The following is a 24,744-nucleotide window of genomic DNA, read 5'->3' as shown; positions in this document are numbered from 1 at the left end:
TCCGGCCTCGACGGGTTCGACGCGTGCACACCGACGCCGGGGTCGCTGGACGATAGGCTGGAGGGACCATGAATCTTACTGACCTGCTGCCTGATTCCCCGCCGCGTGGGGCCACCGCCGAATCGACCTATGCCGCTTTCCTGACCTGGGCGGAGGATCGCGGGATTTCCCTGTATCCGGCGCAGGACGAGGCGGTGATGGAACTGGTCGAGGGCAACAACGTCATCCTGGCGACCCCGACCGGCTCCGGGAAATCCCTGGTGGCCGTCGCCGCCCACTTCCATGCGTTGGCCCGCGGGGACCGCAGCTATTACACGGCGCCGATCAAGGCGCTGGTCTCGGAGAAGTTCTTCGCCCTCTGTGAGATCTTCGGAGCCGAGAACGTCGGGATGGTCACCGGGGATTCCTCGGTGAACCAGGACGCTCCGATCATCTGTTGCACCGCGGAGATCCTCGCCAACATCGCCTTGCGCGAAGGGGGCGACGCCGATCTGGGCCCTGTGGTGATGGACGAGTTCCACTTCTACTCCGACCCGCAACGCGGTTGGGCCTGGCAGGTCCCGCTGCTGGAGTTGCCCCAGGCGCAGTTCCTGCTCATGTCCGCGACCCTGGGCGACGTCACCCGCTTCGAGGACGAACTCACCCAGCGCACGGGTCGGCACACCACGACGGTGGCCAACGCCGAGCGCCCCATCCCCCTGCATTACTACTATTCCGAGGAGCCGGTCCAGGAAGCCATGGAGGAACTGTTGTCCACCCAGCAGGCTCCCGTCTATGTGGTGCACTTCAGCCAGCTCGAAGCCATCGAACGCGCCCAGTCCCTGATGAGCATCAACGTGTGCACCCGGGAGGAGAAGGACCGGATCTCCGAACTGATCGCCGGGTTCCGTTTCGCCACGGGCTTCGGCAAGACACTGAACCGCCTGGTCCGTCACGGGATCGGGGTCCACCACGCCGGCATGCTGCCCAAATACCGCCGACTGGTCGAACAGCTGGCCCAGGCCGGCCTGCTCAAGGTCATCTGCGGCACCGACACCCTCGGGGTGGGCATCAATGTCCCCATCCGCACGGTGATGCTGACCGCACTCTCCAAATACGACGGCATCCGCACCCGGCCGCTGAATGCCCGCGAGTTCCACCAGATCGCCGGCCGGGCCGGACGAGCCGGCTACGACACGGCGGGAACCGTCGTCGTCCAGGCCCCGGAATTCGCCATCGAAAACAAGAAGTCGATGACCAAGGCCGTCGCGAAGTTCGGCGATGACTCGAAGAAGCTACGCCAGGTGGTCAAGAAGAAGCCGCCGCAGGGTTTCGTCTCCTGGTCCGAGAAGACCTTCGACAAGATGGTGGCCTCCACCCCCGAGCCCCTGACCTCGTCGTTCAAGGTCACCCACTCGATGTTGCTCAATCTGCTGGAGCGCCCCGGGAACTCCTTTGTCGCGGCCCGCAAGCTGCTGACCGAAAACCATGAGCCGCCGGCTCGACAGAGTGCCCTGCTGCGTCGGGCCCTGGGAATCCTGCGCGAGCTCCTGGCCACCGGGGTGGTCGAACGTCTGGAAGAGCCCGACGAACACGGGAACATGCTGCGCCTGACCGTTGAATTGCAGGAGAACTTCGCGCTGAACCAGCCGCTTTCCCCGTTCGCGATGGCCAGCCTGGAGATCCTGGACCGGGATTCACCCAGCTACGCCCTCGACGTGGTCTCGGTCATCGAAGCAACCCTGGAGAAGCCACGCCAGGTACTGAACGCCCAGGAAAAGAAGGCCCGCGGCGAAGCCGTGGCCGCGATGAAGGCCGAGGGGATGGAATACGAGGCGCGGATGAACGCGCTCGACGAAGTCACCTATGCGCAACCGTTGGCCGAACTGTTGGGCGAGGCCTTCGAGACCTACCGCAGCGGGGCCCCCTGGCTCGGTGATTTCGAGCTCGCCCCCAAATCCGTGGTCCGCGACATGTATGAACGGGCCATGTCGTTCGGGGAGTACATCGCCTTCTATTCGTTGGCGCGCTCGGAGGGTATCCTGCTGCGCTACCTGACCGATGCCTTCAAGGCGTTGCGCCAGACGGTGCCCCGCGATGCCTTGCGTGAGGATCTCGAGGACCTCATCGAGTGGCTGGGCGAACTGGTCCGCCAGACCGACTCCTCGCTGCTGGACGAATGGGAGAAGCTCTCCAGCGGGGAGATGCCCCAGGACCCCTCGGCGCAGATCACCCCGCCGAAGCCCGAACGCCTGACCTCGAACGAGCGGGCCTTCCGGGTGATGGTCCGCAACGAGATGTTCCGTCGTGTCCAGCTCTTCGCCGATGAGCAGGAACAAACCCTGGGCCAGCTCGACGGGCACCACGGCTTCGACGCCGATGCCTGGGCGGACGCCATGGACGACTACTTCGACGAACACGACGACATCGATGACGGGCCGGCCGCCCGCGGCCCCCAACTGTTGATCATCACCCCGTCCCCCACCGAATGGAAGGTCAGGCAGATCTTCAAGGATCCTGCCGGGAACAACGACTGGGGCATTGACGCCGTGATCAATCTGGCGGACTCCGACGAGGCGGGGACCGCCGTGGTGACCGTCACTGGTGTGGGCCGGCTCGACTAGGGCCCGGGCCCCGGCGCCGTCGCCCCGGGGTGGTGTCTCAGGGAAGGAACGCGGCATACAACGGCTGGGATCTGGCCGCGGCGATGCCCAGGACGGGCGCCATGATCCCCAGGAATGCGTAGAGCGAGACCGGTACGCAGAGCAACCATTCGCGCCAGGACCCGGCCACACCCAGGACCGGGACGGCCAGCCTGCCGCTGGGACGCCAGATCTGGCGCAGCAACGGGAGTCTGCGCAGCTTACTTGGCGCGCGTAGTCGAAGCGGCCACAGCAGGTTGCAGCCACCGACGGTCAGCAGGTCCCCCAGGACATGGGTCGCCGTTCCGAGCAGCACGGCCAACACGAACCAGTACTGCTCCTCGGGGGCGAAGAGGGCCACGAAGGCCCCGGCGGGAATGGACACCACCCACGGCAGTTTGCGCATGGCATCCGGGATGAACTTCAACGCCTTCAGGGCAAAGGCGATCAGCAGTACCGCCGACAGTCCCGCCCCGGGAAAGACCGTTCCCCACCGGGGGGAATGGACCTCCCAGAGGCCCAATGCATGGGCGATCAGGGTGAAGAGGGCGATCCCGAGCAGGGAATGGGTGCCGTTGCGATGTCCCCCGGCCACCCGGCCGATCCCGGCGCACATCAGGTTCGACACCGGCGGCAGCGACTGGGCGATGCTGGCGTGTCGGTGGTCGGCGTCGGGCAGCAGGGCCGCCCCGGCGCAGACCAGCGCCCCGGCGAGCACCCCGGCGTCAGAGACCTCCAGCAGGCCGAAACCCAACGGGATGCGGGCAGGGAGGAAGGAGAGCCACTCCGCCACCGGACCCAAGCCCAGTACCGGCTGGGTGGTGACGGCGATCCAGACCGCTGCACCACTGGCAGCATGGTGGCCTCCCATCATGGGCTTGGCTCTCTTTCATCCGATGGAAGACGGGTTGGTGCTTCGGCCTCCGACCGGCGGCCACGGCGGGTCCCAGCCTAGGGGCCCCCGGTGTCGATTGGACGTCGGGGGCCGGCGCCGGGGCCGGTAGTGTTGATCACATGACCGCCCTGATGCACCGTGTGTCCGCCACCCACGAGTTCCGCGGCCTCCGCGCCACCGAACACTACTTCACCGTCCCGCTCGACCATGGCCGGCCCGATGGTGAGACCATCACCGTCTTCGCCCGGGAGGTCTCCTCCCTGGAGCACGAGGACCCCGGCCAGCTGCCGTGGCTGCTCTATCTGCAAGGCGGGCCGGGAGCTGCCAGCCCCCGGGTCTCCTCGCTGACGGGATGGATGGCCGAGGCAGCGAAGACCTTCAGGATCCTGTTGCTGGACCAGCGCGGGACCGGGCTGAGCACCCCCGCCAACCGGCAATCATTGCCACTGCGGGGTGATGCCGCGGCGCAGGCCTCCTATCTGACGCACTTCCGTGCCGATTCGATCGTGCGTGATGCCGAGGCCATCCGTGCCGAACTGGGCATCGATTCGTGGAGCACCTTCGGGCAGAGCTTCGGGGGATTCTGTACCCTGACCTACCTGTCGCTGGCCCCCGGATCGCTGGACCGTTGTCTGGTCACCGGGGGCCTGGGGCCGGTCGACGGCGACCCCGAAGAGGTCTACCGGGCCACGTATGCGCGCATGGCCGCGCGCAACACCGAGTACTTCGCCCGGTATCCCGAGGACCGCCTGGTCCTGAACCGGATCATGCGCCACGTCGAGCAGGAACATGAGCAACTCCCCGACGGACGGGGCGTCACGGGTGGCCTCGTCCAGATCCTGGGCCAGTTCCTGGGCGGAAACACCCGGATGGACCAGCTCCACTTCGTCTTCGAATCGGCGTTCATCCCCACCCCCGACGGCCCCCGGCTGTCGGATGCCTTCACGGGGGTGCTGTTCCAGCAGGCCAGCCGGGGCCCGAATCCGCTCTACGCCCTACTGCACGAATCGATCTACGCGCACGGGCGGGCCACCCGCTGGGCCGCCGAACGCGTCGCCGCCGAGTTCCCCGAGTTCGATCCGGCCTCCGCCGAGCCCCTGCTTACCGGGGAGATGGTCTACAGCTGGTACTTCCGGGAGGATCCCCTCCTCCGACCGTTGGAGGACGTGGCCCGGATCCTCGCGGATCATGAGCAGTGGCCGGCCCTGTACGACGCCGAACAGCTCGCCGCCACCACGGTGCCTGTGGCGGCCGCCGTGTACTCCGATGACGTGTACGTGGACCGGGACATCAGCCGCGCCACGGCAGAAAAGGTCCGTGGCCTACGCGTCTGGGAGACCGCCGACTTCCACCATGACGGAATCGCCGACGACGGGGCGGGCATCTTCGCCCGGCTGCTGGGCATGACGTCCCCTTCCGACGCGGAATCGGCGGAGCCGGCCATCAGTCGGCCTGACTGAGGGTTCCCGGCGGCTCAGCCGGCGACGGCGTCGTCGTACCCGACCTCGAGGATCGTCCTACGGTGCCGACGCAGTTCGGCGACTCCCCCGAGCCCGACCAGCACCACCAGCACCAGGCAGGCCACGTTCAGCCCGCTGAAGCCCCAGAAGGCGAGCACCAGGCCCGAGCCGGCGGCGCCGATGGCCCCGGCGGCCCCCATGAGGGCGTCGGACAGTCCCTGGACGGGGACCCGGTGGCCGAGCTCAACGCTTTCGGAGACGAACGCGGAGCCGGCCACCGTCGCCAACGACCAGCCCACCCCCAAAAAGACCAGCCCCACGGTGACGGCCAGCTGACTTGCCGCCCCCACCGCGCAGCAGACCAGCGAGGAGGCCAACACCGCCTGTGCGGCCAGCATCGTCTGCCGGCGCCCCCATCGATCGGCCAGGATCCCGATGAACGGCGAGAGGGCATACATTCCGGCGATATGCAGTGAAATCGTGAACCCGATGAGCACCAGGACATCCAGGCTCGCATGGTGCCCTGCCATGGCTCCCCCGCTCGCCCCCGCGGCGATGGCGTCCAGGTCCTTGAAGTGCACCGGGGTCATGGACATCACGGCGACCATCACCAGATGGGAGATCACGATGGTGATGACCCCGAGCCGGGCCGCCGGATTATGCCGCAGCACCGACAGGCCGCCGCCCAGCGAGAGCCGTACCGGTGCCGGGGTGCCCGGTTCCCGGGAGCTGCCCAGCGGATCGGGCCGCAGCCCGATATTGAGGATCAGGACGGCGATCAGCATTCCTGCCATGGAGAAGATGAAGGGTCCGCTTTCATCGGGCAGGCCCAGGGACCGGCCCATGGCGGCGCCGGGGCCGATCAGGTTCGGTCCGGTGACGGCGCCGATGGTGATGGCCCAGACCACCAGCCCGAGGTCCCGACCCCGCGTGGCCGGTTCGGCGAGGTCGGTCGCGGCGAAGCGGGCCTGCAGGTTGGCGGCATTTCCGACCCCCAACAGCGCGGCCGAAACCAGGAGCAGCGGGAAACTCTCAAGGATCGGGGTCAGGAGCATTCCCAGGGCACCCAGCGCGGCGACGAGCATGCCGGCGGAGAGCGCCACCCGTCGTCCGCGCCGGATGGCCAATCCGGCCAGCGGAAGGGCGGTCAGGGCGCCGGCGACGGAGATCGCCATCGTGGTGGCGCCGGCGTAGGCATTGCTCCCGGTCAGATCCACTGCCATGAGCGATCCCAGGGCCAACCCCGAACCGTTTCCGAGGCCGCTGAAGAGCTGGCCGAGGGACAGCGAGAGGACCACCCGGCGTTGGTGGTTTCCGGGGATTGACTGCACCGGAACGGCGCCCTGGTTCTCGCTCACCGCTGTAGCCTACCAACGCCGGGGTGCCGCGGCGGCCCCGGGACGGGGGCTAGATGTCGTCCTCGTCGTGTTTGTCGGCATTGCTCCTGGCCTGCGCCTCGGCAGCCGCGCGCTTGCCTGCCGGACTGAGCAGGCTGGCGACGGTGGCGATCACGAGGGTGGCGACGATGACGATCAGAGACAGACCGGTGCTGATGTCCGGGATCCAGTCGATGCCCTGGCCCCCGTTGATGAACGGCAGCTCGTTCTCGTGCATGGCATGGAAGATGAGCTTGACCCCGATGAACGCCAGAATGATCGACAGGGCGTGTTTGAGGAAGATCAGTCGTTCCATCAACCCGCCGAGCAGGAAGTAGAGCTGGCGCAATCCCATCAGGGCGAAGATATTGGCCGTGAAGACGATGAAGGGGCTCTGGGTCAGGCCGAAGATGGCGGGGATCGAGTCGACGGCGAAGAGCAGGTCGGTCATGCCGATCGTGACGAAGACCAGCACCATCGGGGTGAACATGCGTTTTCCACCCACGGTGGTGCGCAGTTTGTTTCCGTCATACTTCTTGGCGACGGGGAGCTTGGCGGTCACCTTGGCGACCAGGCTGCTTTCGCCTTCACCTTCGTCGTCGTCGCTGTCGGTGGCCTGCTTCCAGGCGGTCCAGAGCAGGAAGGCGCCGAAGATGTAGAAGATCCAGGTCAGGTGCTCGATCAATGTCGCCCCGACCAGGATGAACCCGCCGCGCAGGATCAGCGCGATGATGATGCCGAACATCAGCACTTCCTGCTGGTAGTTCCGCGGGACGGCGAAGCGGGCCATGATGATGATGAAGACGAAGAGGTTGTCCACGCTCAGGCTGTATTCGGTGATCCAGCCGGCGACGAACTCCTGGCCGTAGTCGGGGCCCGCCTGCCAGAAGAGCACCCCGGCGAAGACGAGCGCGAGGGTGACGTAGAAACCGACCCACAGGCCGGCTTCCTTCATCGAAGGCTCATGGGGACGCTTGACCACATAGAGCAGGTCGAACAGCAGGATCAGGCCCAGGGCGGCCAGGGAAATGACTTCGAATTGGGTGGTCAGATGGTCCGACACGGTAACCTCTCGGGGCGCAGGAAGCGCCGGCAGGGGACAGGGGGCATTGCCGCAAGTCTCTCCGCCGCCCGGGATCGGGATCGGCCACTGTGCCCGGCCCGGCGGCATTGCCGGGCGTGTTGACGTCCACAGTGTTCGGGATACTCCCCTACGCCGGGCACAAGCCTACCCCACTGCGCTTGGGGCCTGTCGCGGATCAGGCGTGGCCGGCCTGCTGCATCTGACGCAGTTCCTTCTTCAGGTCCCCGACCTCGTCGCGGAGTCGCGCCGCCAATTCGAACTTCAGTTCCGCGGCGGCCCCGTGCATCTGCTCGGTCAGATCGGTGATCAGCCCCACCAGGTCCTCGGCCGGCGCCGCCGCCAACCCGTCCTGTCGGACCTGGGATTCGGCCTTGTCGGTGGTGGATTTGGAGCGGCGGGCCCCCTTGGCCAACCGCTGATTATTCAGCAGCTCCTGGGTATCGGCATCCTCGCGGGCCAATTGGTCGGTGATGTCCGCGATCTTCTTGCGCAACGGCATCGGGTCGACACCGCGCTCCTGGTTGTAGGCGTCCTGGATCTCGCGGCGCCGGTTGGTTTCGGAGATCGCGTGGGACATGGAGTCGGTGATCCGGTCGGCATACATGTGCACCTGGCCGGAGACGTTGCGTGCGGCACGGCCGATGGTCTGGATCAGCGAGGTCCCCGAACGCAGGAAACCTTCCTTATCCGCGTCGAGGATCGCCACGAGGGAGACCTCCGGCAGGTCCAGCCCCTCACGCAACAGGTTGATGCCGACCAGCACGTCGAAGACCCCCATCCGCAGTTCACGCAGCAATTCGACCCGGCGCAGGGTATCGACGTCGGAGTGCAGGTACTCCACCTTGACGCCGTGTTCGCTGAGGTAGCCGGTGAGGTCCTCGGCCATCCGCTTGGTCAGCGTGGTCACCAGGATTCGCTCGTTGTTCGCGGTCCGGGTCCGGATCTCCTCGAGGAGGTCATCGATCTGGCCCTTGGTGGGTTTGACGATGATCTCCGGGTCCAGCAGTCCGGTGGGTCGGATGATCTGCTGGACGAATCCGTCGGATTTGCCGAGTTCGTATTTGCCCGGGGTCGCCGAGAGATAGAGGGTCTGTCCGATCCGCTCCAGGAATTCATCCCATTTCAGCGGACGGTTGTCCATGGCCGAGGGCAGCCGGAAACCGTGCTCCACCAGGGTGCGCTTCCGCGACATGTCGCCCTCGTACATGGCGCCGATCTGCGGGATCGTCACGTGTGATTCGTCGACGACCAGAAGGAAGTCGTCGGGGAAGTAGTCCAGCAGGCAGTGCGGGGCGGTGCCGGGGCCACGACCGTCGATATGCCGCGAATAGTTCTCGATGCCGTTGCAGAACCCCATCTGCTGCATCATTTCCAGATCGTAGGTGGTGCGCATGCGCAGGCGTTGGGCCTCCACCAGCTTGTTCTGCCCCTCGAGTTCCTCCAGCCGCACCTGCAGCTCGTCCTCGATGTCCTTGATGGCCCGGTTCATCCGTTCCGGCCCGGCGACATAGTGGCTGGCGGGGAAGATGTACATCTCCTCCTCCTCGCGGATCACGTCACCGGTGAGGGGGTGCAAGGTGTGGATCTGCTCGATCTCGTCACCGAAGAACTCGATGCGCAGCGCCTGCTCCTCGTACATCGGGATGATCTCCACGGTGTCCCCGCGCACCCTGAAGGTCCCGCGGTGGAAATCCATGTCATTGCGGGCGTACTGCATCGACACGAATTTGCGCAGCAGTTCGTCCCGGTTCATTTCCATGCCCTTGCGCAGGGTGACCATGCCGGCGACGTATTCCTCCGGCGTCCCCAGACCGTAGATGCAGGAGACGGTGGCGACCACGACCACGTCCCGGCGGGTCAGCAGCGTGTTGGTGGCCGAGTGGCGCAGCCGTTCGACCTCCTCGTTGATGGAGGAGTCCTTTTCGATGAACGTATCGGTCTGCGGGACGTAGGCCTCGGGCTGGTAGTAGTCGTAGTAGGAGACGAAGTATTCGACGGCGTTGTTCGGCAGCAGTTCCCGGAACTCGTTGACCAGCTGGGCCGCCAGGGTCTTGTTCTGGACCAGGATCAGGGTCGGACGCTGGACCTGCTCCACCAGCCAGGCAGTCGTGGCGCTCTTGCCGGTACCCGTGGCCCCCAGCAGGACGACGTCCTTCTCCCCGCCGTTGATCCGTTCGGCAAGCTCGGCGATGGCCTGCGGCTGGTCTCCTGCCGGTTCGAAATCGCTGATGACCTCGAACGGGGCGACGACGCGGTTGATCTCCTGGGCAAGACTCATGGGTCCAAGGCTACGCTCTGCGTCGAGGGCTGTGCACGGCTACGGCTCAGGGCTTAAACCCGCAGGGCACGGACCGGGATGGACCCGCAGTCGCACCGGGCTTCAGGCCGGTGGGCGCTGGCGTTTGCCCGACCGTCCAGGAGGGTCCAATAAGCCGTCGTGTTCGAACCTGCCGAGGATGGCAACGAACATCTGCTGCGCGAAGACCACGCATCCCCCCAGGGCCAGCACGATCCCCGCCAACGTCATCCAGGCCGGCACCAGCACCTGCCAGCTCCACGGCGCCGACCCGGTCGTGAATTCAACGCGGCCACCGGCCACGAGCCACAGCACGATCGCCGCCACCCAGAGCACCCCGGTGGCCATGAACAGCCACGTCACCCATTTCATCCCGTACCCGAACCGGTAGGTCGCGGCCGGACCCTTGCGCCTCATCCCGGATCCCCGTCGCGTGGGCCCGGGCGTCCGGCCAGCCGCTGCAAAGTCCCGGTCCAGAGGTCATCCACCGCCGACTGCAGCTCCTGCAGGGTCCCGGAATTCTCCAACACCACATCACTGACGGCGGCCCGCTGTTCATCGGTGGCCTGGGCAGCCATCCGGGCCACGGCGTCGTCCTCGCCCATCCCCCGGTCCTGGACCATCCGGCGGACCCGTTCGGCACGGGGTGCTTGGACGGTGACGACGACGTCGAAGGAGGCGGCCTGCCCGGTCTCGACCAGCAGTGGGATGTCCTGGACCACGACCACGGGCCGGTCCGCCGTTTCCCGGTCGGCGGCTTCACCACGGATCCGGGCTGCTTCGGCGCGGACCCGTGGATGGACGATCCCGTTCAGTGTCTCGCGGGCCTGCGGATCGGCGAACACGATGCCGCCCAGCCGGGCACGGTCCAGTTCACCATCGGCGTCGACCAGGTCCGGGCCGAAAGCCTCCACGACCGCGGCCAGCCCCTCGGTGCCGGGTTCGAGCACCCGGCGGGCAATGGCATCGGCATCGATCAGCACCGCACCGCGTTCGGCCAGGCGCGTGGCCACCGCGGATTTTCCCGAGGCGATCCCGCCCGTCAGTCCAACATCAAGCATGGCTCCAGCTTATGGCACCGCGTCCACAGGCGGGTCCGGAAACAGGTCACGCGAGCAGTTTGCGCAGGCCCACCGCATAGGCGGTCTTCGCGACCAGCGCGGCAGCCGGTCTGAGCGGGCGGGGAAGCCAGGAAGGTCGCAGGCTTTGGCGCCACACGACCTCCACGTCGGAGCCCTGCTGTTCGACAGTGGCCTCGACCTCACCGGCCACGGGTCCGAATTTCGACACGGCCAACCTGCCGCGACGATTCCCCGTGGGTGCCTCGGCGCGGCGCACCAGCATCCGGTCCGACAGGGCGAAAGGGCCCAGCCGGGTCAGCCCGACGAATGCCAGGCCCTCACTCATCCGGGCACCCCGCGGGGTCACGTTAGTGAACGGGATGGCAGCACTGTGGGTGTCCAGATCCGTGAGTCTTGCCCACAGGGTGGCAGCATCACCGGGACGCCGCAGCCGCACTTCAAAGGTACCGGGGGTCTTCGACGCAGCAGGGCTGCCTGGCCCTCCACTGCCGAGTGTTGCGGCAGCCGCCGCCCCGCTGGCCAGCGCACCCTGGATGGAAGCCTCGCTCTGATCACCGGCTAGCACGACGCCGTCCAACGCACTGGTCGGTGGGGCATGCCCCGGGGAAATGACGGGCAGGGCGTCCCTGATGTCATGGCGAACGAGCAGCTGCCAGTCGGGGGTCTGGACACCGAGGATGGCTGCGGCCTGATTCAGCGCCGATTCGTCGTCCAGACCATGTGCTCCCACAGCGGTCGCCTGAACCAGGTGCCGACCCGCCGGAGCGTAGGAAGGACAGACATTGGAGACGACCGACGTGTGGGCGAGCCGGACACCGGCGCGCGGATCAAGATGCAGGAACGGCAGTCGGCTGGGCTGGTGTTCGGTCGAAAACCACCACGTCGTCAGGGAGTGCATCGGCGGGGCCGTCTCGCCCAGCAGACGAGCGCTCGCCGTCGGACCGGCAGCGACCACGACCCGGTCGGCGGTGAAGCGTTCTCCCGCACCACAGCTGACGGTCCAGCGACCTGTCTGGCGGGTCAGGCTCTCCGCCACGTGCCCATACCGGATACGCCCCGCCAGTGGCGTGGCCAGCTGATGCGCGATCGCCGCCATTCCCTGCCCCGGCAAGGCGGGGGTTCCCACCGCGAAGTATCCGGCGAGCCGACGGGCGAAGCGGGCGGAAACCTCAAGATCAGGATCCCCGAGGACTCCTGCGAAGAACAGGCCCATGATCCCTCGCAACGGTGTCGAGAATGCCGCTCCGTCCAGGGATTCGTGGAGCGATAGCGAGTCATCGCCGGCCTTTCGTACCCACCGCAGGGCAGCCGGCAGATCCCTGGGCGCCAGCAAACCGCTGACCAGCCCTCGGAGCCGGGAGGGATGGCGGAGCGGATCAGCGAGGACGCGGAGCCCCTCGTCGCCGCGCACTGCGACTCCGCGTCCCCAGGCCTGCAGACCAAGAGCCTGCAGATCCAACGCGCGACGCGCCTCGGGGTAGCGCGGGTTCAGGAGTTGGAATCCGCGGTCGCACAGGAAACCATCAATGACCTCGGTATCGACCCGTCCACCGACCCGACTGGTGGCCTCCAGCACCGTGACCTCATGTCCTTGGGCGGCTGCCAGTCCGGCGGCGTGCAGGCCCGCCAGGCCCGCGCCAATGACCACTACGTCCACGACTTCCCCGTTTCCTCCGAGCTGTCCGGAGTCAGGACGACACAGTCGCCATCCCTCCAGGCCCACGCCCCATGATGCGCGGGCCGGACGGACCACCCGGTGGTGGAGAGTCTACGGGCGATGTGACCATCCGGTAGTCCGACGGGCCGTGCTCCGCAGCCCTGGTCCCGTGAACTCGCATTAGACTGGACCGATGGGCGAAACGGGGAGTGCGGTGGTTCAATACACCACGGTGGCCGGCGATCACCAGCATGAGCTCGAGGTGAAACGGTCCCGGTTCATCACCTACCTGCGACGCACCACCACCGAAGCCGAAGCCCGGGATTTCATCGCCGAACTGCGCCGCAGGCATTTCGATGCGCGCCACCACTGCTCGGCGTTCCTGCTGGGCCCCGACCGGATGGTACAACGCAGTAGTGACGACGGCGAGCCCTCGGGGACCGCTGGTCTGCCGATGCTCGAGGCCCTGGCCAAACGCGAAATGCCTTCCGGACAATGCGATGTCAGTGACATCACCGCCGTCGTCGTCCGGTATTTCGGCGGTGTGCTCCTGGGCGCGGGGGGTCTGGTGCGCGCCTACTCCCAGTCCGTCTCCGGAGCCATGGACAGCGCCGATCTTCTCGTGAGAAAACGCCTGGCAGTATTTGCCATCGACGCGCCCCATGCCGAGTCCGGACGGTGGGACAACGAATTGCGTCAGGACGGCACCACGATTCTAGGTACCGACTACGGACCCTCGTCGGCCACGTTGCGGGTGGCTGTCCCCGACGGACCCACTGCGGCGACGGACTTCGCGGAACGGCTGGCCACCCTGACGGCGGGAGCCGGAACAGCCGTAGCGCAGGGTACCGAATGGACGGATATTGCCGTGACGGGACACCGATGAACACCCCGATTCCCGAAGGTCTCCGGCGCTGGCCCGATGTGGAGTCCCCCGAACTGCAGGCGTACGACGGCGCCGATCTCCTCCTGCTCGATACCGCGGCCGGGTACGGGCTCGGCACCTCGGAGGGGACGACGACGGTGGTCAACGACCACTATGGGGCCCTGGCCCTGGGCTCCGTGGCCGCCGGGGCCCGCGGGGTGCGGGTCCACCAGGACGCGCTATCGGGTGAACAAGCCATCGAAGCCAATGCCGAGAGGACCGGGGTCGGCTCCCCCGGCCAGGGGGAATCCAGCCTCACTCTGATGCCGTTGGGCGCCGGACTCTTCGCCGGGGCCCGGCTGGTCATCCTGCAACTGCCCCGGTCCTTGGCGGCGCTGGAGGAGATCGCGGCCTGGGCGGCAGCGCACGCGGACCCCGACGTGGCTCTCTTGGCCGGGGGGCGGACCAAACACATGTCCCGGGCGATGAACGACGTCCTCGAACGCCATTTCAGCCACGTCAGCGCCGGCCTGGGGGCCCGGAAATCACGCGTGCTGACCGCCAGGGCGCCCCGCCAGGACGGTGATCGACCCGTGCCACGTTTCCCGCTGGCTTCCGCCCACGACGTCGGGCTTGCCCAGCCGCTTGAACTGCGGGCCTTCGGCGCCACCTTCGGGGGCGCAAAACTTGATCCGGGCACGCGTTTCCTGCTGCCGCATCTGGCCGAAGCCCGGGACGCGGAGGAAGCGGTCGATCTGGGCTGCGGCAACGGCACCATTGCCGCCTACCTGGCCCTCACCCGCCCGGGACAAAGAGTGCTCGCCTGCGACCAGTCGGCCGCCGCAGTCGCCTCCACCCACGCCACCGCCGAAGCCAACGATGTGGCCCATCAGATCCTGGCGGTCAGAGATGATGCCCTGTCGGGTCTGGCCGATGGCTCGCGGGAGCTGGTCGTACTGAATCCGCCCTTCCATGTCGGCAACGCCATCCATGCGGGCATCGCCCTGAAGCTGATCGCCGCTGCCGGCCGCGTCCTGGCCCCCGGCGGGGAATTATGGTGCGTCTGGAACACCCCGTTGGGCTATCGTCAGCACCTGGCCAGGCTGGTGGGCCCCACCCGTCAGGTGGCCCGCAACCCGAAGTTCACGGTCACCGTCTCCAACCGGAGCTAGGCTGCCGCCTATTAAAAAAGGCGGGGCCCGCACACCATGGTGTGCGGGCCCCGCCCTGGCTGGTTCAGCCCGGTGGCTGAAGCCTAGGCTCCGGTGAGCTTCTCGCGCAGTGCGGCGAGGGCCTCGTCGGAAGCCAGCGTGCCGGCGTCCTCCGCCGGGGCCTCCGAGGAGTAGCTGGTGGAAGCGGACTCGCCCGCTCCACCGCCGCCGGCCTCGGGTGCCGTGGTGTCCTGGACCAGGTGTGCGGCCACCTGCTCCTTGTGGGCTTCCCAACGGGCCTGGGCGTCGGCGTACTGCTGCTCCCAGACGGCGCGCTGCGTCTCGTAGCCTTCGAGCCACTCGTTGGTCTCCGAGTCGAAGCCCTCCGGGTACTTGTAGTTGCCCTCTTCGTCGTACTCGGCGGCCATGCCGTACAGCGCCGGGTCGAACTCGGTGCCTTCGGGGTCGACCCCTTCGTTGGCCTGCTTCAGCGACAGCGAGATACGGCGGCGTTCCAGGTCGATGTCGATGACCTTGACGAAGAGCTCGTCACCCACGGAGACGACCTGCTCGGCCAGCTCGACGTGGCGCACGGCCAGCTCCGAGATGTGCACGAGGCCCTCGATGCCGTCTTCGACGCGAACGAATGCACCGAAGGGAACCAGCTTGGTGACCTTGCCGGGGACGACCTGGCCCAAGGCGTGGGTGCGGGCGAAGGTCTGCCACGGATCTTCCTGGGTCGCCTTCAGCGACAGGGAGACGCGCTCGCGGTCCAGATCGACCTCGAGGACCTCGACGGTGACTTCCTGGCCCACCTCGACAACCTCGTTCGGGTGGTCGATGTGCTTCCAGGACAGCTCGGAGACGTGCACCAGGCCGTCGACGCCACCCAGGTCCACGAAGGCACCGAAGTTGACGATGGAGGACACGACGCCCGGACGGACCTGGCCCTTTTCGAGCTTGTTGAGGAACGTGGAGCGGACCTCGGACTGGGTCTGTTCGAGCCAGGCACGGCGGGACAGGACCACGTTGTTGCGGTTCTTGTCCAACTCGATGATCTTGGCTTCGATCTCCTGGCCGATGTACGGAGCCAGATCGCGCACACGGCGCATTTCGACCAGCGATGCCGGCAGGAAGCCGCGCAGGCCGATGTCCAGGATGAGCCCACCCTTGACCACCTCGATGACGGTGCCGGTGACGACGCCGTCCTCTTCCTTGATCTTTTCGATGTCGCCCCAAGCACGCTCGTACTGTGCGCGCTTCTTGGAGAGGATCAGGCGGCCTTCCTTGTCCTCCTTGGTGAGGACGAGGGCCTCGACGTTGTCGCCGACGGCGACGACGTCGCCCGGATCAACATCGTGCTTGATGGAAAGCTCGCGGGACGGAATGACACCCTCGGTCTTGTAACCGATGTCGAGCAGGACTTCGTCGCGGTCGACCTTGACGACGGTGCCTTCGACGAGGTCGCCATCGTTGAAGTACTTGATGGTGGCGTCGACAGCTGCGAGGAAGTCTTCAGCGGTACCGATGTCGTTGATCGCGACCTGCGGGGTACCGGTCTTCTCGTTGGAGGTGATGGTCATGTAGTAGGGGCTCCGATGTGGATAGAAACGTCAGTCGGAAGGCCGGAAGTCCCGGCATATTCCGAAGATGGAACTGAAATTGTTGCGAGACAGGGCATGAAACACCCCGGCAGTCGCCTTATTAGTTTAGTCCCCGGCCCACGAGCGGTCAAAACGTCGGGCGCGTCGCCATGGCGCCGATCGCACCGTGGCTTCGCGGCCGGATCCAGGCCCGGAAACCGGGTCTAGAAACCGTTGATCGCGTAGGGGGCCCGCCCCAGGTCCAGCAACCGGGCTGCGCGATCCACCGCGTCCTCGTTCCTGGCCAGCACCCGCCCGGCAGCTGCCAATGTCCGGACGCCGGTTCCGCCCAGGTACAGCGAGCCCAGCAAGCCGATATCCAGTTCCAGATCCGACGGCTCATCGGGGTCGGTTTCGACCCGAACGGATCCGATTCCCCCCTCCACGACCAGCTGGTAGCTTCCCGTCGTATATCCCTGCGGGTCGGTGATCCGCAGCCGCAGGGCCCCGTCCGCCGCATATTCCCGGGCGGCCAGTGCCGCGGGGACATCCAGGATGCGCAGCCACAACAGGTCCTCGGTCTCCGTGACGGCGACCTTGCGCGGATCGTCCAGGGACCACGGCAACGGGTCATCCGGGGCTGCAGAGTCATAGACGACCCGCTCGATGAGGTCATGGGCCCCAAGGTAGCGCCAGAGTTCACGCCGGGCGGCCGCGGTCGTCGCCACCAGATCGCGGACCTCCATGGTCAGCGGCGTGGTCTCCCAACCGGCGAAGGCATACGTCAGGAAACCCCGGGCGACCCCCTCGGCATCCAGATACACCGCGGCCCGCAGGGCAGGATCATCCTTGGCCTCCTCGGGGGCCAGCCGGGCGGTGGCGCGCAGGGTGTAGGCCTCCTGGCGTCCGATCGACCCGCGGTGTGTGGCGTGGAACTCCTCGAACAGGGAGGGGGCCAGCTCGAGCAGGGAGGAAGGATCCACGGTGAGGACCGTGCCTTCGGGCGGAGCCACCACGTTCAACCCGCCCTTCACGTCGACCTTGACCGTGTCCAGGGTAGTGGCCGGCCCGAAACCGAACCGGCCGTAAATGGTGCCCTCCGTCGCGGTCAGTGCCGCCATGGGCAGACCCGCAGCACGGGCGCGGTCCAGCGAATCGGTCATCATCGTCCGCAGGATGCCCCTGCGGCGATGGCTGGGCCGGACGGTGACCACGGTGATGAGGTGGCTGTCGATCATCCGCCCCGCGCCGGTGTTCAGCGTCTTGGTGAATTCGGCGAAGGTGGCCACCGGGATGGCCGGGTCCAGCGACGGCGCCGGGGCATCGTCGTCGTACACCCCCAACAGCCGACGCCCATCGACCCGGTAGGTGGCGGCGATGCGTGCCGCCTCGGCGGTGGTGTAGGGCTGGGCGTGGAAGCCGGTACGGACCGCGCGGAACCAGTTGGCGGTACGCGTGTCAGGGGCCGGCTCGACTTCGCCGGCGGCGGGGAGGATCCCCGCGTCGAAGATCTCATGGCGCAAGCCGTTGGTATGGGGGGTCGAATCATTCATCAGTGTGCTGCCTCCTGCCAGCTGTGCCCGGTGCCGATCTGGACATCGAGTGGGACCGAGAGCTCGGCCGCGGAGCCCATGTGGTCCTGGACCAGGGCGGTGACTGCCTCGAGTTCGCCGGGGGCGATTTCCAGGACGAGTTCGTCATGGACCTGCAGGAGCATGCGTGAACCCAGCTTCTGTTCGCGCAGCCCGCCGTCGACCCCGAGCATGGCGCGTTTGATGATATCCGCCGCCGACCCCTGGATGGGCGCGTTCAACGCAGCGCGTTCGGCCATGTCCCGCAGCTGGCGGTTGTCGCTGGCCAGATCCGGCAGGTAGCGGCGGCGTCCCTCGATGGTGGAGGTGTAGCCGTCCCGGCGGGCCTGGTCGACGACCGAGCGCAGGTAGTCGCGGACGGATCCGAAGCGGGTGAAGTAGTCCTTCATCAGCCCACGGGCCTCGTCCACGGGGACGTTGAGCTGTTTGGACAGGCCGAAGGAGCTGAGCCCGTAGGCCAGACCATAGGACATGGCCTTGACCTTGGCGCGCATTTCCCCGCTGACCTCCGCCGGTTCGACACCGAAGACATGTGAACCGACGAACCGGTGCAGGTCCTCCCCGTCCTTGAACGCCTGGATCAGTGCCTCGTCTCCGGAGAGGTGGGCCATGATGCGCATTTCGATCTGTGAATAGTCGGCGGTCAGCAGGGTCTCGTACCCGTCGCCGACCACGAAGACCTCACGGATGCGCCGTCCGGCCTCGCTGCGTACCGGGATGTTCTGCAGGTTCGGGTTCAGCGAAGACAGCCGCCCGGTGGCCGCAACGGTTTGGGCGTACGTCGTGTGGATCCGTCCGTCCTCGGCGAGGGACTTCTTCAGCCCCTCGACCGTCTGCCGCAGTTTGGTGGCATCGCGGTAGGCCATCAGCGAGGCCAGGAACGGGTGCCGGGTCTTGGCCAGCAGGTCGGCCAGTGAATCGGCGTCGGTGGTGTATCCGGTTTTGATCTTCTTGGTCTTGGGCAGTTCGAGTTCCTCGAACAGCACGACCTGCAGCTGTTTGGGCGACGAGAGGTTCACTTCATGACCGATCGCCGCATAGGCCTCGGCCGTTGCCGCATCGATGGTGGTGGTGAAATCGGCCAGCAGGTCATCGAGCTGTCGGGCGTCGATGGCGATTCCGGTGCGTTCCATCTCGGCCAGCACCACCGACAACGGCAATTCCATCTCCGCCAGCAATCCGGTCGCTCCACGTTCGAGGACCTGCCCGGCCAGGTACAGGCTCAGTTCCCGCACTATGTAGGCGGCCCGCACGGCCGCAGCGGCCTGGCCCGACCCCTCGAGTTCCAGTGCCAGCTGTCCTTCCTGCGCCTGTTCCTCGGCCTTGAGGGTCAGTCGCAGATGGTGCTGGGCGATATCTGCCAGTTCGTGGCTGCGCCGATCCGGCTGGATGAGATAGGCGGAGATCATCGTATCGTCCACGACCCCGCGCAGTTCGATCCCGCGATCGGCCAGCAGTTTGTAGCCGGTCTTGAAGTCATGCAGGGCCAGTGGGTAGTGACCGCTGGCCAGGATGGTGCCCAGGGCCCCGTCGGCTGCCTCGTCGAGTTCCTCCAACCCGATGTAGGCGGTCGCCGCGTCGGCGGCCAGCGCGATACCCACCGCATCGTCCCCGCCGCCGGCGGAGCGCACCGTATCCAGCTGCAGGGCGATCAGGTGTCCCCCGTGGGCGCGGAACCACCCGGTCAATGCCTCGGCGTCGTCCAGCTCGGTCGGGGCCGGGACCTGCATCTCCGGCTCCGGTTCGGACTCGTCGGCTCCGAAGAGGTCGAACAGGCGCTTGCGCAGCGTGTTGAACTGCAGTGCGTCGAAGAGTTCCTCGATGGCGTCCTGGTTCGGGTGTTCCAGTTCCAGGGCCCCGAGCTCGACCGGCAGATCCAGGTCGGTGAGCAACCGGTTCAACCGCCGGTTGCGGCGGACGTCGTCCAGATGCGCCCGGAGGGATTCGCCGACCTTGCCCTTGATGGAATCGACCTGGTCCAAGATGGCTTCGAGTCCGCCGTATAGGTTGATCCACTTCGCGGCGGTCTTGGGTCCGACCCCGGGTACCCCGGGCAGGTTGTCCGCGGATTCCCCGACCAGTGCCGCCAGGTCCGGGTATTGCCCCGGCTGGACGAAGTACTTCGCTTCCACGGCCGCGGCGTCCATCGGCGGGATGTCGGAGATGCCCTTCTTCGGGTACAGGACAGTGGTCTTTTCGGTAATGAGCTGGAAGGCGTCCCGGTCCCCCGAGACCACCAGCACGTCCCAGCCTTCATCTTCGCCGACCCGGGCGAGGGTGGCGATGATGTCGTCGGCCTCGAAGCCGTCCATGGTGATCGAGGGGATGTTCATCGCCTCCATGACCTTCTGGATCAGATCGATCTGGCCGTGGAACTCCTCCGGGGTCTTGCTCCGGCCTGCCTTGTACTCGCTGTACTCCTCGGAACGGAAGGTGGGGGTGTCAAGATCGAAGGCCACCGCCACGTGGGTGGGTTTGCGCTGTTCGATCATTTTGATGAGCATCGAGACAAAACCGTAGACCGCGTTGGTGTGCTGTCCGGTGTCGGTGGCGAAGTTTTCCGCGGGCAGCGCGTAGAAGGCACGAAAGGCCATCGAGTGGCCGTCGATGACGAGCAGACGGGAAAGGTCATTGGCAGCGGTTTTGGTTGATTGACTCACAGGTGCCAGCCTAGTTCCCATGACGGACAAAGACACACGCGGCCCGGCCGCCAACGCAGGGCATGACGCCGGATCGAACCCCTTCGAGGAGCAGCTCGCACGGCATCAGGTGCCGGAACGGATGTGGCCGATGCTCAGCGGGCACGGGGTCGGGCCCCTGGTGGAGAAGCTGGGCATCATGTTCGAGGGCATCACCGCCGAACGGGTGGTGGCCACGATGCCGGTGGAGGGGAACCAGCAGGTGGCCGGGATCCTGCACGGCGGGGCGAGCGTCGCGCTCGCCGAAACGCTGGGTTCCTTCGCCGCCGCCGTCCATGCTGGCCCCACGGGCCGCCCGGTGGGGGTGGACATCAATGCCACCCACCACCGCGCCGGGATCTCGGGGTTGGTCACCGGGGTGTGCACCCCCATCCATCTGGGGCGCAGCACCACGACCCACGAAATCATCATTTCCGATGAGGAAGGCCGACGGGTCTGCACCGCCCGGATCACGAACATGATCCTGGGCCCCTCGTGACCGATGGCCGGGACGCACCGGCCGCCACCACATCCGACGCCCCGAGCCGGGTCCTCATCCCCGCAGCATCCGTCGGGTGGTTACCGAAGAACCGGTCTGCAACGGCAACACGGAGACCTGGAAGCAGTTGTTCTCGAACGACTCGATCCTGCTGTGGCACGGGCGTTCCTTCGCGCCCAAGCGCGCGCACGTCAAGGCGTTCCTCGCCGCCGACGGCCCGATGAAGACAGTGCGTTTCGGGAGTCGACGCCGCACCCGCCGCTGGCTGCGACTGGTGGCAGAAAACGGCCGCATCCCCACGGGTCCTCCGGGGGATGCGGCCAACTGAGGCTGGTGGGTCCTAGGTGGTCTTGCGCTTCTTCTTCCGCGCCGAATCGAGGATGAGGGCCAGCCCGATGCCGAGCATCCAGAAGTCCTTGGCGATGACCGTGCCCTCCTGGGTGGGGCGCAGCCCGTCATCGCGGGTCATCCCCGGGGTCTTGAAGTACATCGTCGCCATGGAGGCCGAGAAGGCAGTCAGTCCGAGGCCGGCCAGGCGGCTCGGTACGAACGGCAGCAGCAGGGAGGACCCCAGGACGATCTCCGTCGTGCTGAGCACCTTGCCGAATTGCTCCGGGTCGAGGTCGGCCAGCTGGGGAAAGGCGGAGGCACCCATCTTCTGCAGTCCGGCCGCCGCTTCGGGCTCCAACTGCAACTTGCCCACCCCTGAGTTGAGAATGAAGGCGCCGGTGGTCAGGCGCAATGGCAGGTGGCTGAGTTTCATGGGTCGTGTCCTTTCGCTGCATACGGAGGTAGTGATCGAGCCTAGGACCGCTGGCGCCGTCGCGCCAATCGGTGGTTAGGAGCCGGTGTGGGGCACGGAGGGAGGCTTGCCGACGTCGTACCGGGTTTCACGCACTCCCCTGCCGAATTCACGACTGCCGGTGGGACTCAGTCCCATCGGGGCGCGCAGGCTCGCCAAAGGCCGTCCGCCGCCCAGCAGGAGGGGAATGGTGAACAGGATCAGCTCGTCGAGATGACCGGAGTCCACCAGTTGTCCGGCCAGCCCGCCGCCCCCGAGTACCCAGACGTCCTGGTCTCCGGCGTCCGCGGCGATATCGCCGGCCCATTCCCCGACGTCACCGCGGATGAAGGTCAGATCGGCGCCGGGCACGGCCGCCAGTTCCCGGTGGGTGAAGACCCAGCACGGGGTGTTCTCATACGGCCACGGGGCTCCGGTGTCGTCCATATGGGTGCTCAGCCAACGGTAGGTGTCGGCCCCCATGACCACGGCGCCGATCTCTTCGAGGAAGGCAGCTGCCGGATCGCGGAACCCCACATGGTAGTCGTCGTAGGTGGTCAGCCATTCCAGCGAGTCGTGCTCGTCGGCGATGTATCCGTCGACGCTGGCGGCTACGAAATAGCGGAAGCGGGTCATGGCCCCATGGTGCCATACCGGTTCCGTCGCCCCGCCGGGCGTGCGTCAGTGACCGCCCGAGCCCCCGAGCTGCGGCACGATCAGGTAGATGCCCAGCAGCACCAGGCAGCCGCACAGCACGAAGCAGACGACGGCCCCGGACTTCGCCAGACCGGCACCCCGGACTTCGTCTTCGGCGATCGCCTTGAGCCGGACGGCAAAGGAGTAGAGCGCCACGAGCGAGAGGGAGCCGATCAGGGTCACGAGCGTGACGGTCAGGAAGGAGAGCCATTCGATGTTCATCGCTTTTCCTTTGTTCCGCGTGCTTCGCGCTTCGGCGCCGAAGCTTCCTGTGCCCGGGACTTCGATCCCGACGCCGTGGGGACCTTCGTCTTGCCGTTGGCTTCCTTCTTCTTGTTCTTCTGAGCCTTCTTGAGTTCGCGGGCCATGCGCTCGGCCTCGGCCCGCTCGGCTTCACGTTGGCGTTTACGCATCTTGCGACGCTGCTTCTTCGTGGGGATGCTGATGGCACCACCTGCTTCATCGACATCGGAAACCCCGTTATGCGGGCCGATGATGTCCTTGCGGGAGAGCCACCAGATCAACAGGACGACGCCGAAACCGATGACGGCCACCAGAACCAAACCGACGTTCCCAAAGTAGGTCAGGGTAGCGGCCAAGGCGCCGACGACGGCAGCTGCCGGCAGCGTGAAGAGCCACCCGGTGGCGATCTTCCCGGCGGTACGCCACTGGACGGAGGCCCCCTTGCGTCCCAGACCCGAACCGATCACGGAACCGGAGGCCACCTGGGTGGTCGACAGGGCGAAGCCCAGGTGCGAGGAGGCCAGGATGGCCGCGGCGGTCGAGGCCTCGGCGGAGAAGCCCTGGGCCGGCTTGACCTCGGTGAGGCCGGTGCCCATGGTGGCGATAATGCGCCAGCCGCCCACGTAGGTGCCCAGAGCGATGGCCAAGGCGCAGGCGGCGATGACCCAGAAGTGGACGTGGCTTCCCGATTCCTGCAGCCCCGAGGCGACCAGGGCCAGGGTGATGACGCCCATCGTCTTCTGTGCATCGTTGGTGCCGTGGGCCAGGGCCACCAACGAGGAGGAGAAGACCTGACCGACACGGAAACCTCCGCGCTTGGGCGAGGAGAGGCCCGAAGGGCGCTTGGTCACCCAATAGGCCAATTTGGTACATAGGTAGGCAGCCAGGCCGGCGATCAACGGAGCCAGCAAGGCCGGAAGCAGCACCTTGGAGATCACGGTTCCGTAGTTGACGACGGAGAAACCGGCACCGGCGATCGCGGCACCGATGAGTCCGCCGAAGAGGGCGTGGGATGAGCTGGAGGGCAGACCGAGCAACCAGGTCAGCATGTTCCAGACGACGGCGCCCATGAGGCCGGCAAAGATGATTTCGGGTCCGATGGAGAACCCGTTGTCCCCTTCGTTGATCAGTCCGCCTGAAATCGTGGTGGCGACCTCGGTGGAGAGGAAGGCACCCACCAGGTTCAGGACCGCGGCGAGGGCTACTGCCGTCTTGGGCTTGATGGCGCCGGTGGCGATCGGGGTTGCCATGGCGTTGGCCGTGTCGTGGAACCCGTTCGTGAAATCAAAGAACAGAGCCAGGGCAATCACCAGGACAACGATGAGTGTGAGATCCATCTAGGAACCAATCTTGAGATGGCAAAAGAGCGCGGTCGTACCGCAGGGAGTAGTTCGACCCGGAAGTCATACCATGGTCACACATTCGTCACCCGCGGCGCACATTCATCTTAGGGCCGGCGGGGCGCCAGTCAACTCCGCGGTCCGTACGGCGGGGCGTCGCGTGCAAGTTCCGCCTGCGGGTCGTAGTCTCCTGTCATGGCTAGATTCTTCGACGTCCACCCTCAGGATCCGCAACCCCGTGCCCTCGGACAGGTCGTTGACCTGCTGCAGGACGGTGCGCTGATCGCCTACCCCACCGATTCCTGCTACGCGTTCGGCGCCCAATTGGGCAACCGGAAGGCCTTGGATCGGATCCGCACCATCCGACAGCTTGATGACAAACACCACTTCACCCTGATGTGTAGCAACTTCGCCCAGATGGGACGTTTCGTGGAGATGGGCAACGCGGTCTTCCGAAGTCTGAAGGCGGCCACGCCGGGGAGCTACACCTTCATCCTCAAGGCCACCTCCGAGGTCCCCAAGCGCCTGCTGCACCCGAAGAAGAAAACCGTCGGGGTCCGCATACCGGACCACCGGGTGGTTCAGGCCCTGCTGGCGGAGCTGGGCGAGCCCCTGCTGTCCACCACGTTGCTGTTGCCCGACGAGGAGAAACCCCTCACCCAGGGCTGGGAGATCAAGGAACGCCTGGACCACCAGGTCGACGCCGTCATCGACTCCGGTGAATGCGGCACAGAACCGACGACCGTGGTGGATTTCTCCAGCGGGGTGCCCGAGATCGTCCGGGTCGGCATGGGAGACCCCTCGCCCTTCGAATAGCTGGTCGGGCCCCGAACCAGTCGCGGGGC

The 24,744-nt window shown here is 66.5% G+C and carries 21 protein-coding genes; 7 read left to right on the top strand and 14 right to left on the bottom strand.

Going from position 1 to position 24,744, the window contains the following annotated elements:
• The first annotated feature begins 68 nt into the window (after nucleotides 1-68).
• On the top strand, nucleotides 69-2,603 hold the full coding sequence (locus tag AC3ZI9_RS06805) for a DEAD/DEAH box helicase (RefSeq protein ID WP_444553944.1): 2,535 nt from the start codon (nucleotides 69-71) through the stop codon (nucleotides 2,601-2,603).
• Between the two features lie 37 nt (nucleotides 2,604-2,640).
• Here AC3ZI9_RS06805 and AC3ZI9_RS06800 read toward each other — a convergent pair whose 3' ends face one another.
• Nucleotides 2,641-3,495: a metal-dependent hydrolase gene (locus AC3ZI9_RS06800; protein ID WP_444553945.1), complete on the bottom strand. Its 855-nt coding sequence runs from the start codon at nucleotides 3,493-3,495 to the stop codon at nucleotides 2,641-2,643.
• Nucleotides 3,496-3,635: 140 nt separating this feature from the next.
• Between AC3ZI9_RS06800 and AC3ZI9_RS06795 the strand changes: the two genes are divergently transcribed.
• Complete coding sequence (locus AC3ZI9_RS06795; RefSeq protein ID WP_444553946.1) at nucleotides 3,636-4,976, top strand: alpha/beta fold hydrolase; 1,341 nt, start codon at nucleotides 3,636-3,638, stop codon at nucleotides 4,974-4,976.
• Between the two features lie 14 nt (nucleotides 4,977-4,990).
• On the opposite strand, the gene AC3ZI9_RS06790 is transcribed toward AC3ZI9_RS06795, so the two are convergent.
• The 6 genes from AC3ZI9_RS06790 to AC3ZI9_RS06765 all read right to left on the bottom strand — a co-directional run bounded on the left by AC3ZI9_RS06790 (nucleotide 4,991) and on the right by AC3ZI9_RS06765 (nucleotide 12,471).
• On the bottom strand, nucleotides 4,991-6,334 hold the full coding sequence (locus AC3ZI9_RS06790; RefSeq protein WP_444553947.1) for an MFS transporter: 1,344 nt from the start codon (nucleotides 6,332-6,334) through the stop codon (nucleotides 4,991-4,993).
• A 49-nt stretch (nucleotides 6,335-6,383) separates the two neighbouring features.
• Nucleotides 6,384-7,415: a TerC family protein gene (locus AC3ZI9_RS06785; protein ID WP_444553948.1), complete on the bottom strand. Its 1,032-nt coding sequence runs from the start codon at nucleotides 7,413-7,415 to the stop codon at nucleotides 6,384-6,386.
• A gap of 196 nt (nucleotides 7,416-7,611) precedes the next feature.
• Nucleotides 7,612-9,714 (bottom strand): excinuclease ABC subunit UvrB, encoded by a 2,103-nt coding sequence (gene uvrB, locus AC3ZI9_RS06780; RefSeq protein WP_444553949.1) that lies wholly within the window; start codon nucleotides 9,712-9,714, stop codon nucleotides 7,612-7,614.
• A gap of 102 nt (nucleotides 9,715-9,816) precedes the next feature.
• Nucleotides 9,817-10,149, bottom strand: coding sequence for a hypothetical protein (locus AC3ZI9_RS06775; protein ID WP_444553950.1), 333 nt, complete (start codon nucleotides 10,147-10,149; stop codon nucleotides 9,817-9,819).
• Nucleotides 10,146-10,793, bottom strand: a complete 648-nt coding sequence (gene coaE, locus AC3ZI9_RS06770; RefSeq protein WP_444553951.1) for a dephospho-CoA kinase — start codon at nucleotides 10,791-10,793, stop codon at nucleotides 10,146-10,148. The genes AC3ZI9_RS06775 and coaE overlap by 4 nt, the downstream gene beginning before the upstream one ends.
• 46 nt (nucleotides 10,794-10,839) lie before the next feature.
• A complete protein-coding gene (locus tag AC3ZI9_RS06765) occupies nucleotides 10,840-12,471 on the bottom strand; it encodes an FAD-dependent oxidoreductase (RefSeq protein WP_489923969.1) in 1,632 nt (543 codons plus the stop codon).
• A gap of 193 nt (nucleotides 12,472-12,664) precedes the next feature.
• On the opposite strand from AC3ZI9_RS06765, the gene AC3ZI9_RS06760 reads away from it, so the two are divergent.
• Nucleotides 12,665-13,357, top strand: coding sequence for an IMPACT family protein (locus AC3ZI9_RS06760; protein ID WP_489923968.1), 693 nt, complete (start codon nucleotides 12,665-12,667; stop codon nucleotides 13,355-13,357).
• Nucleotides 13,354-14,508 (top strand): class I SAM-dependent methyltransferase, encoded by a 1,155-nt coding sequence (locus AC3ZI9_RS06755; RefSeq protein WP_444553954.1) that lies wholly within the window; start codon nucleotides 13,354-13,356, stop codon nucleotides 14,506-14,508. Before AC3ZI9_RS06760 ends, AC3ZI9_RS06755 begins: the two co-directional genes overlap by 4 nt.
• An 83-nt stretch (nucleotides 14,509-14,591) precedes the next feature.
• Here the strand turns inward: AC3ZI9_RS06755 and rpsA are convergent, their stop codons facing one another.
• From rpsA to polA, 3 genes are all read right to left on the bottom strand, one after another.
• The gene (gene rpsA / locus AC3ZI9_RS06750) at nucleotides 14,592-16,070 is read right to left on the bottom strand and encodes a 30S ribosomal protein S1 (protein WP_444553955.1); all 1,479 of its coding nucleotides are present in this window, start codon (nucleotides 16,068-16,070) and stop codon (nucleotides 14,592-14,594) included.
• Between the two features lie 224 nt (nucleotides 16,071-16,294).
• Nucleotides 16,295-17,623: a GNAT family N-acetyltransferase gene (locus AC3ZI9_RS06745; RefSeq protein WP_444553956.1), complete on the bottom strand. Its 1,329-nt coding sequence runs from the start codon at nucleotides 17,621-17,623 to the stop codon at nucleotides 16,295-16,297.
• On the bottom strand, nucleotides 17,623-20,256 hold the full coding sequence (gene polA, locus AC3ZI9_RS06740) for a DNA polymerase I (RefSeq protein ID WP_444554050.1): 2,634 nt from the start codon (nucleotides 20,254-20,256) through the stop codon (nucleotides 17,623-17,625). The genes AC3ZI9_RS06745 and polA overlap by 1 nt, the downstream gene beginning before the upstream one ends.
• 85 nt (nucleotides 20,257-20,341) lie before the next feature.
• On the opposite strand from polA, the gene AC3ZI9_RS06735 reads away from it, so the two are divergent.
• Entirely contained in the window at nucleotides 20,342-20,839 is a 498-nt protein-coding gene (locus AC3ZI9_RS06735; protein ID WP_444553957.1) for a hotdog fold thioesterase, read from the top strand.
• Nucleotides 20,840-20,915: 76 nt separating this feature from the next.
• Nucleotides 20,916-21,167, top strand: coding sequence for a hypothetical protein (locus AC3ZI9_RS06730; protein WP_444553958.1), 252 nt, complete (start codon nucleotides 20,916-20,918; stop codon nucleotides 21,165-21,167).
• Nucleotides 21,168-21,179: 12 nt separating this feature from the next.
• On the opposite strand, the gene AC3ZI9_RS06725 is transcribed toward AC3ZI9_RS06730, so the two are convergent.
• From AC3ZI9_RS06725 to AC3ZI9_RS06710, 4 genes are all read right to left on the bottom strand, one after another.
• On the bottom strand, nucleotides 21,180-21,602 hold the full coding sequence (locus AC3ZI9_RS06725; protein ID WP_444553959.1) for a hypothetical protein: 423 nt from the start codon (nucleotides 21,600-21,602) through the stop codon (nucleotides 21,180-21,182).
• A 75-nt stretch (nucleotides 21,603-21,677) separates the two neighbouring features.
• Nucleotides 21,678-22,256, bottom strand: coding sequence for a dihydrofolate reductase family protein (locus AC3ZI9_RS06720; RefSeq protein WP_444561773.1), 579 nt, complete (start codon nucleotides 22,254-22,256; stop codon nucleotides 21,678-21,680).
• A 45-nt stretch (nucleotides 22,257-22,301) separates the two neighbouring features.
• Complete coding sequence (locus AC3ZI9_RS06715; RefSeq protein WP_444553961.1) at nucleotides 22,302-22,538, bottom strand: hypothetical protein; 237 nt, start codon at nucleotides 22,536-22,538, stop codon at nucleotides 22,302-22,304.
• Entirely contained in the window at nucleotides 22,535-23,896 is a 1,362-nt protein-coding gene (locus tag AC3ZI9_RS06710) for an inorganic phosphate transporter (protein ID WP_444566838.1), read from the bottom strand. The genes AC3ZI9_RS06715 and AC3ZI9_RS06710 overlap by 4 nt, the downstream gene beginning before the upstream one ends.
• A gap of 198 nt (nucleotides 23,897-24,094) precedes the next feature.
• Between AC3ZI9_RS06710 and AC3ZI9_RS06705 the strand changes: the two genes are divergently transcribed.
• Nucleotides 24,095-24,715 carry an L-threonylcarbamoyladenylate synthase gene (locus AC3ZI9_RS06705; protein ID WP_444553963.1) on the top strand — a complete coding sequence of 207 codons (621 nt, stop codon included), beginning with the start codon at nucleotides 24,095-24,097 and terminating at the stop codon, nucleotides 24,713-24,715.
• Nucleotides 24,716-24,744: the final 29 nt, after the last annotated feature.

Source organism: Arthrobacter sp. AOP36-F1-5, from assembly GCF_058137995.1.
The sequence above is the reverse complement of the archived record's forward strand: the minus strand, read 5'-3'. Positions and strand labels throughout refer to the sequence as shown.

Bases quoted from the DNA above. Each gene is read 5' to 3' on its own strand.
- AC3ZI9_RS06745 (WP_444553956.1), bottom strand. From the start codon at position 17,623: ATGAATGATTCGACCCCCCATACCAACGGCTTGCGCCATGAGATCTTC.
- AC3ZI9_RS06705 (WP_444553963.1), top strand. From the start codon at position 24,095: ATGGCTAGATTCTTCGACGTCCACCCTCAGGATCCGCAACCCCGTGCC.
- AC3ZI9_RS06710 (WP_444566838.1), bottom strand. From the start codon at position 23,896: ATGGATCTCACACTCATCGTTGTCCTGGTGATTGCCCTGGCTCTGTTC.
- AC3ZI9_RS06805 (WP_444553944.1), top strand. From the start codon at position 69: ATGAATCTTACTGACCTGCTGCCTGATTCCCCGCCGCGTGGGGCCACC.
- AC3ZI9_RS06760 (WP_489923968.1), top strand. From the start codon at position 12,665: ATGGGCGAAACGGGGAGTGCGGTGGTTCAATACACCACGGTGGCCGGC.
- rpsA (WP_444553955.1), bottom strand. From the start codon at position 16,070: ATGACCATCACCTCCAACGAGAAGACCGGTACCCCGCAGGTCGCGATC.
- uvrB (WP_444553949.1), bottom strand. From the start codon at position 9,714: ATGAGTCTTGCCCAGGAGATCAACCGCGTCGTCGCCCCGTTCGAGGTC.
- AC3ZI9_RS06775 (WP_444553950.1), bottom strand. From the start codon at position 10,149: ATGAGGCGCAAGGGTCCGGCCGCGACCTACCGGTTCGGGTACGGGATG.
- AC3ZI9_RS06725 (WP_444553959.1), bottom strand. From the start codon at position 21,602: ATGAAACTCAGCCACCTGCCATTGCGCCTGACCACCGGCGCCTTCATT.
- coaE (WP_444553951.1), bottom strand. From the start codon at position 10,793: ATGCTTGATGTTGGACTGACGGGCGGGATCGCCTCGGGAAAATCCGCG.
- AC3ZI9_RS06735 (WP_444553957.1), top strand. From the start codon at position 20,342: ATGACGGACAAAGACACACGCGGCCCGGCCGCCAACGCAGGGCATGAC.
- AC3ZI9_RS06795 (WP_444553946.1), top strand. From the start codon at position 3,636: ATGACCGCCCTGATGCACCGTGTGTCCGCCACCCACGAGTTCCGCGGC.
- AC3ZI9_RS06715 (WP_444553961.1), bottom strand. From the start codon at position 22,538: ATGAACATCGAATGGCTCTCCTTCCTGACCGTCACGCTCGTGACCCTG.
- AC3ZI9_RS06800 (WP_444553945.1), bottom strand. From the start codon at position 3,495: ATGATGGGAGGCCACCATGCTGCCAGTGGTGCAGCGGTCTGGATCGCC.
- AC3ZI9_RS06755 (WP_444553954.1), top strand. From the start codon at position 13,354: ATGAACACCCCGATTCCCGAAGGTCTCCGGCGCTGGCCCGATGTGGAG.
- polA (WP_444554050.1), bottom strand. From the start codon at position 20,256: ATGGCCTTTCGTGCCTTCTACGCGCTGCCCGCGGAAAACTTCGCCACC.
- AC3ZI9_RS06720 (WP_444561773.1), bottom strand. From the start codon at position 22,256: ATGACCCGCTTCCGCTATTTCGTAGCCGCCAGCGTCGACGGATACATC.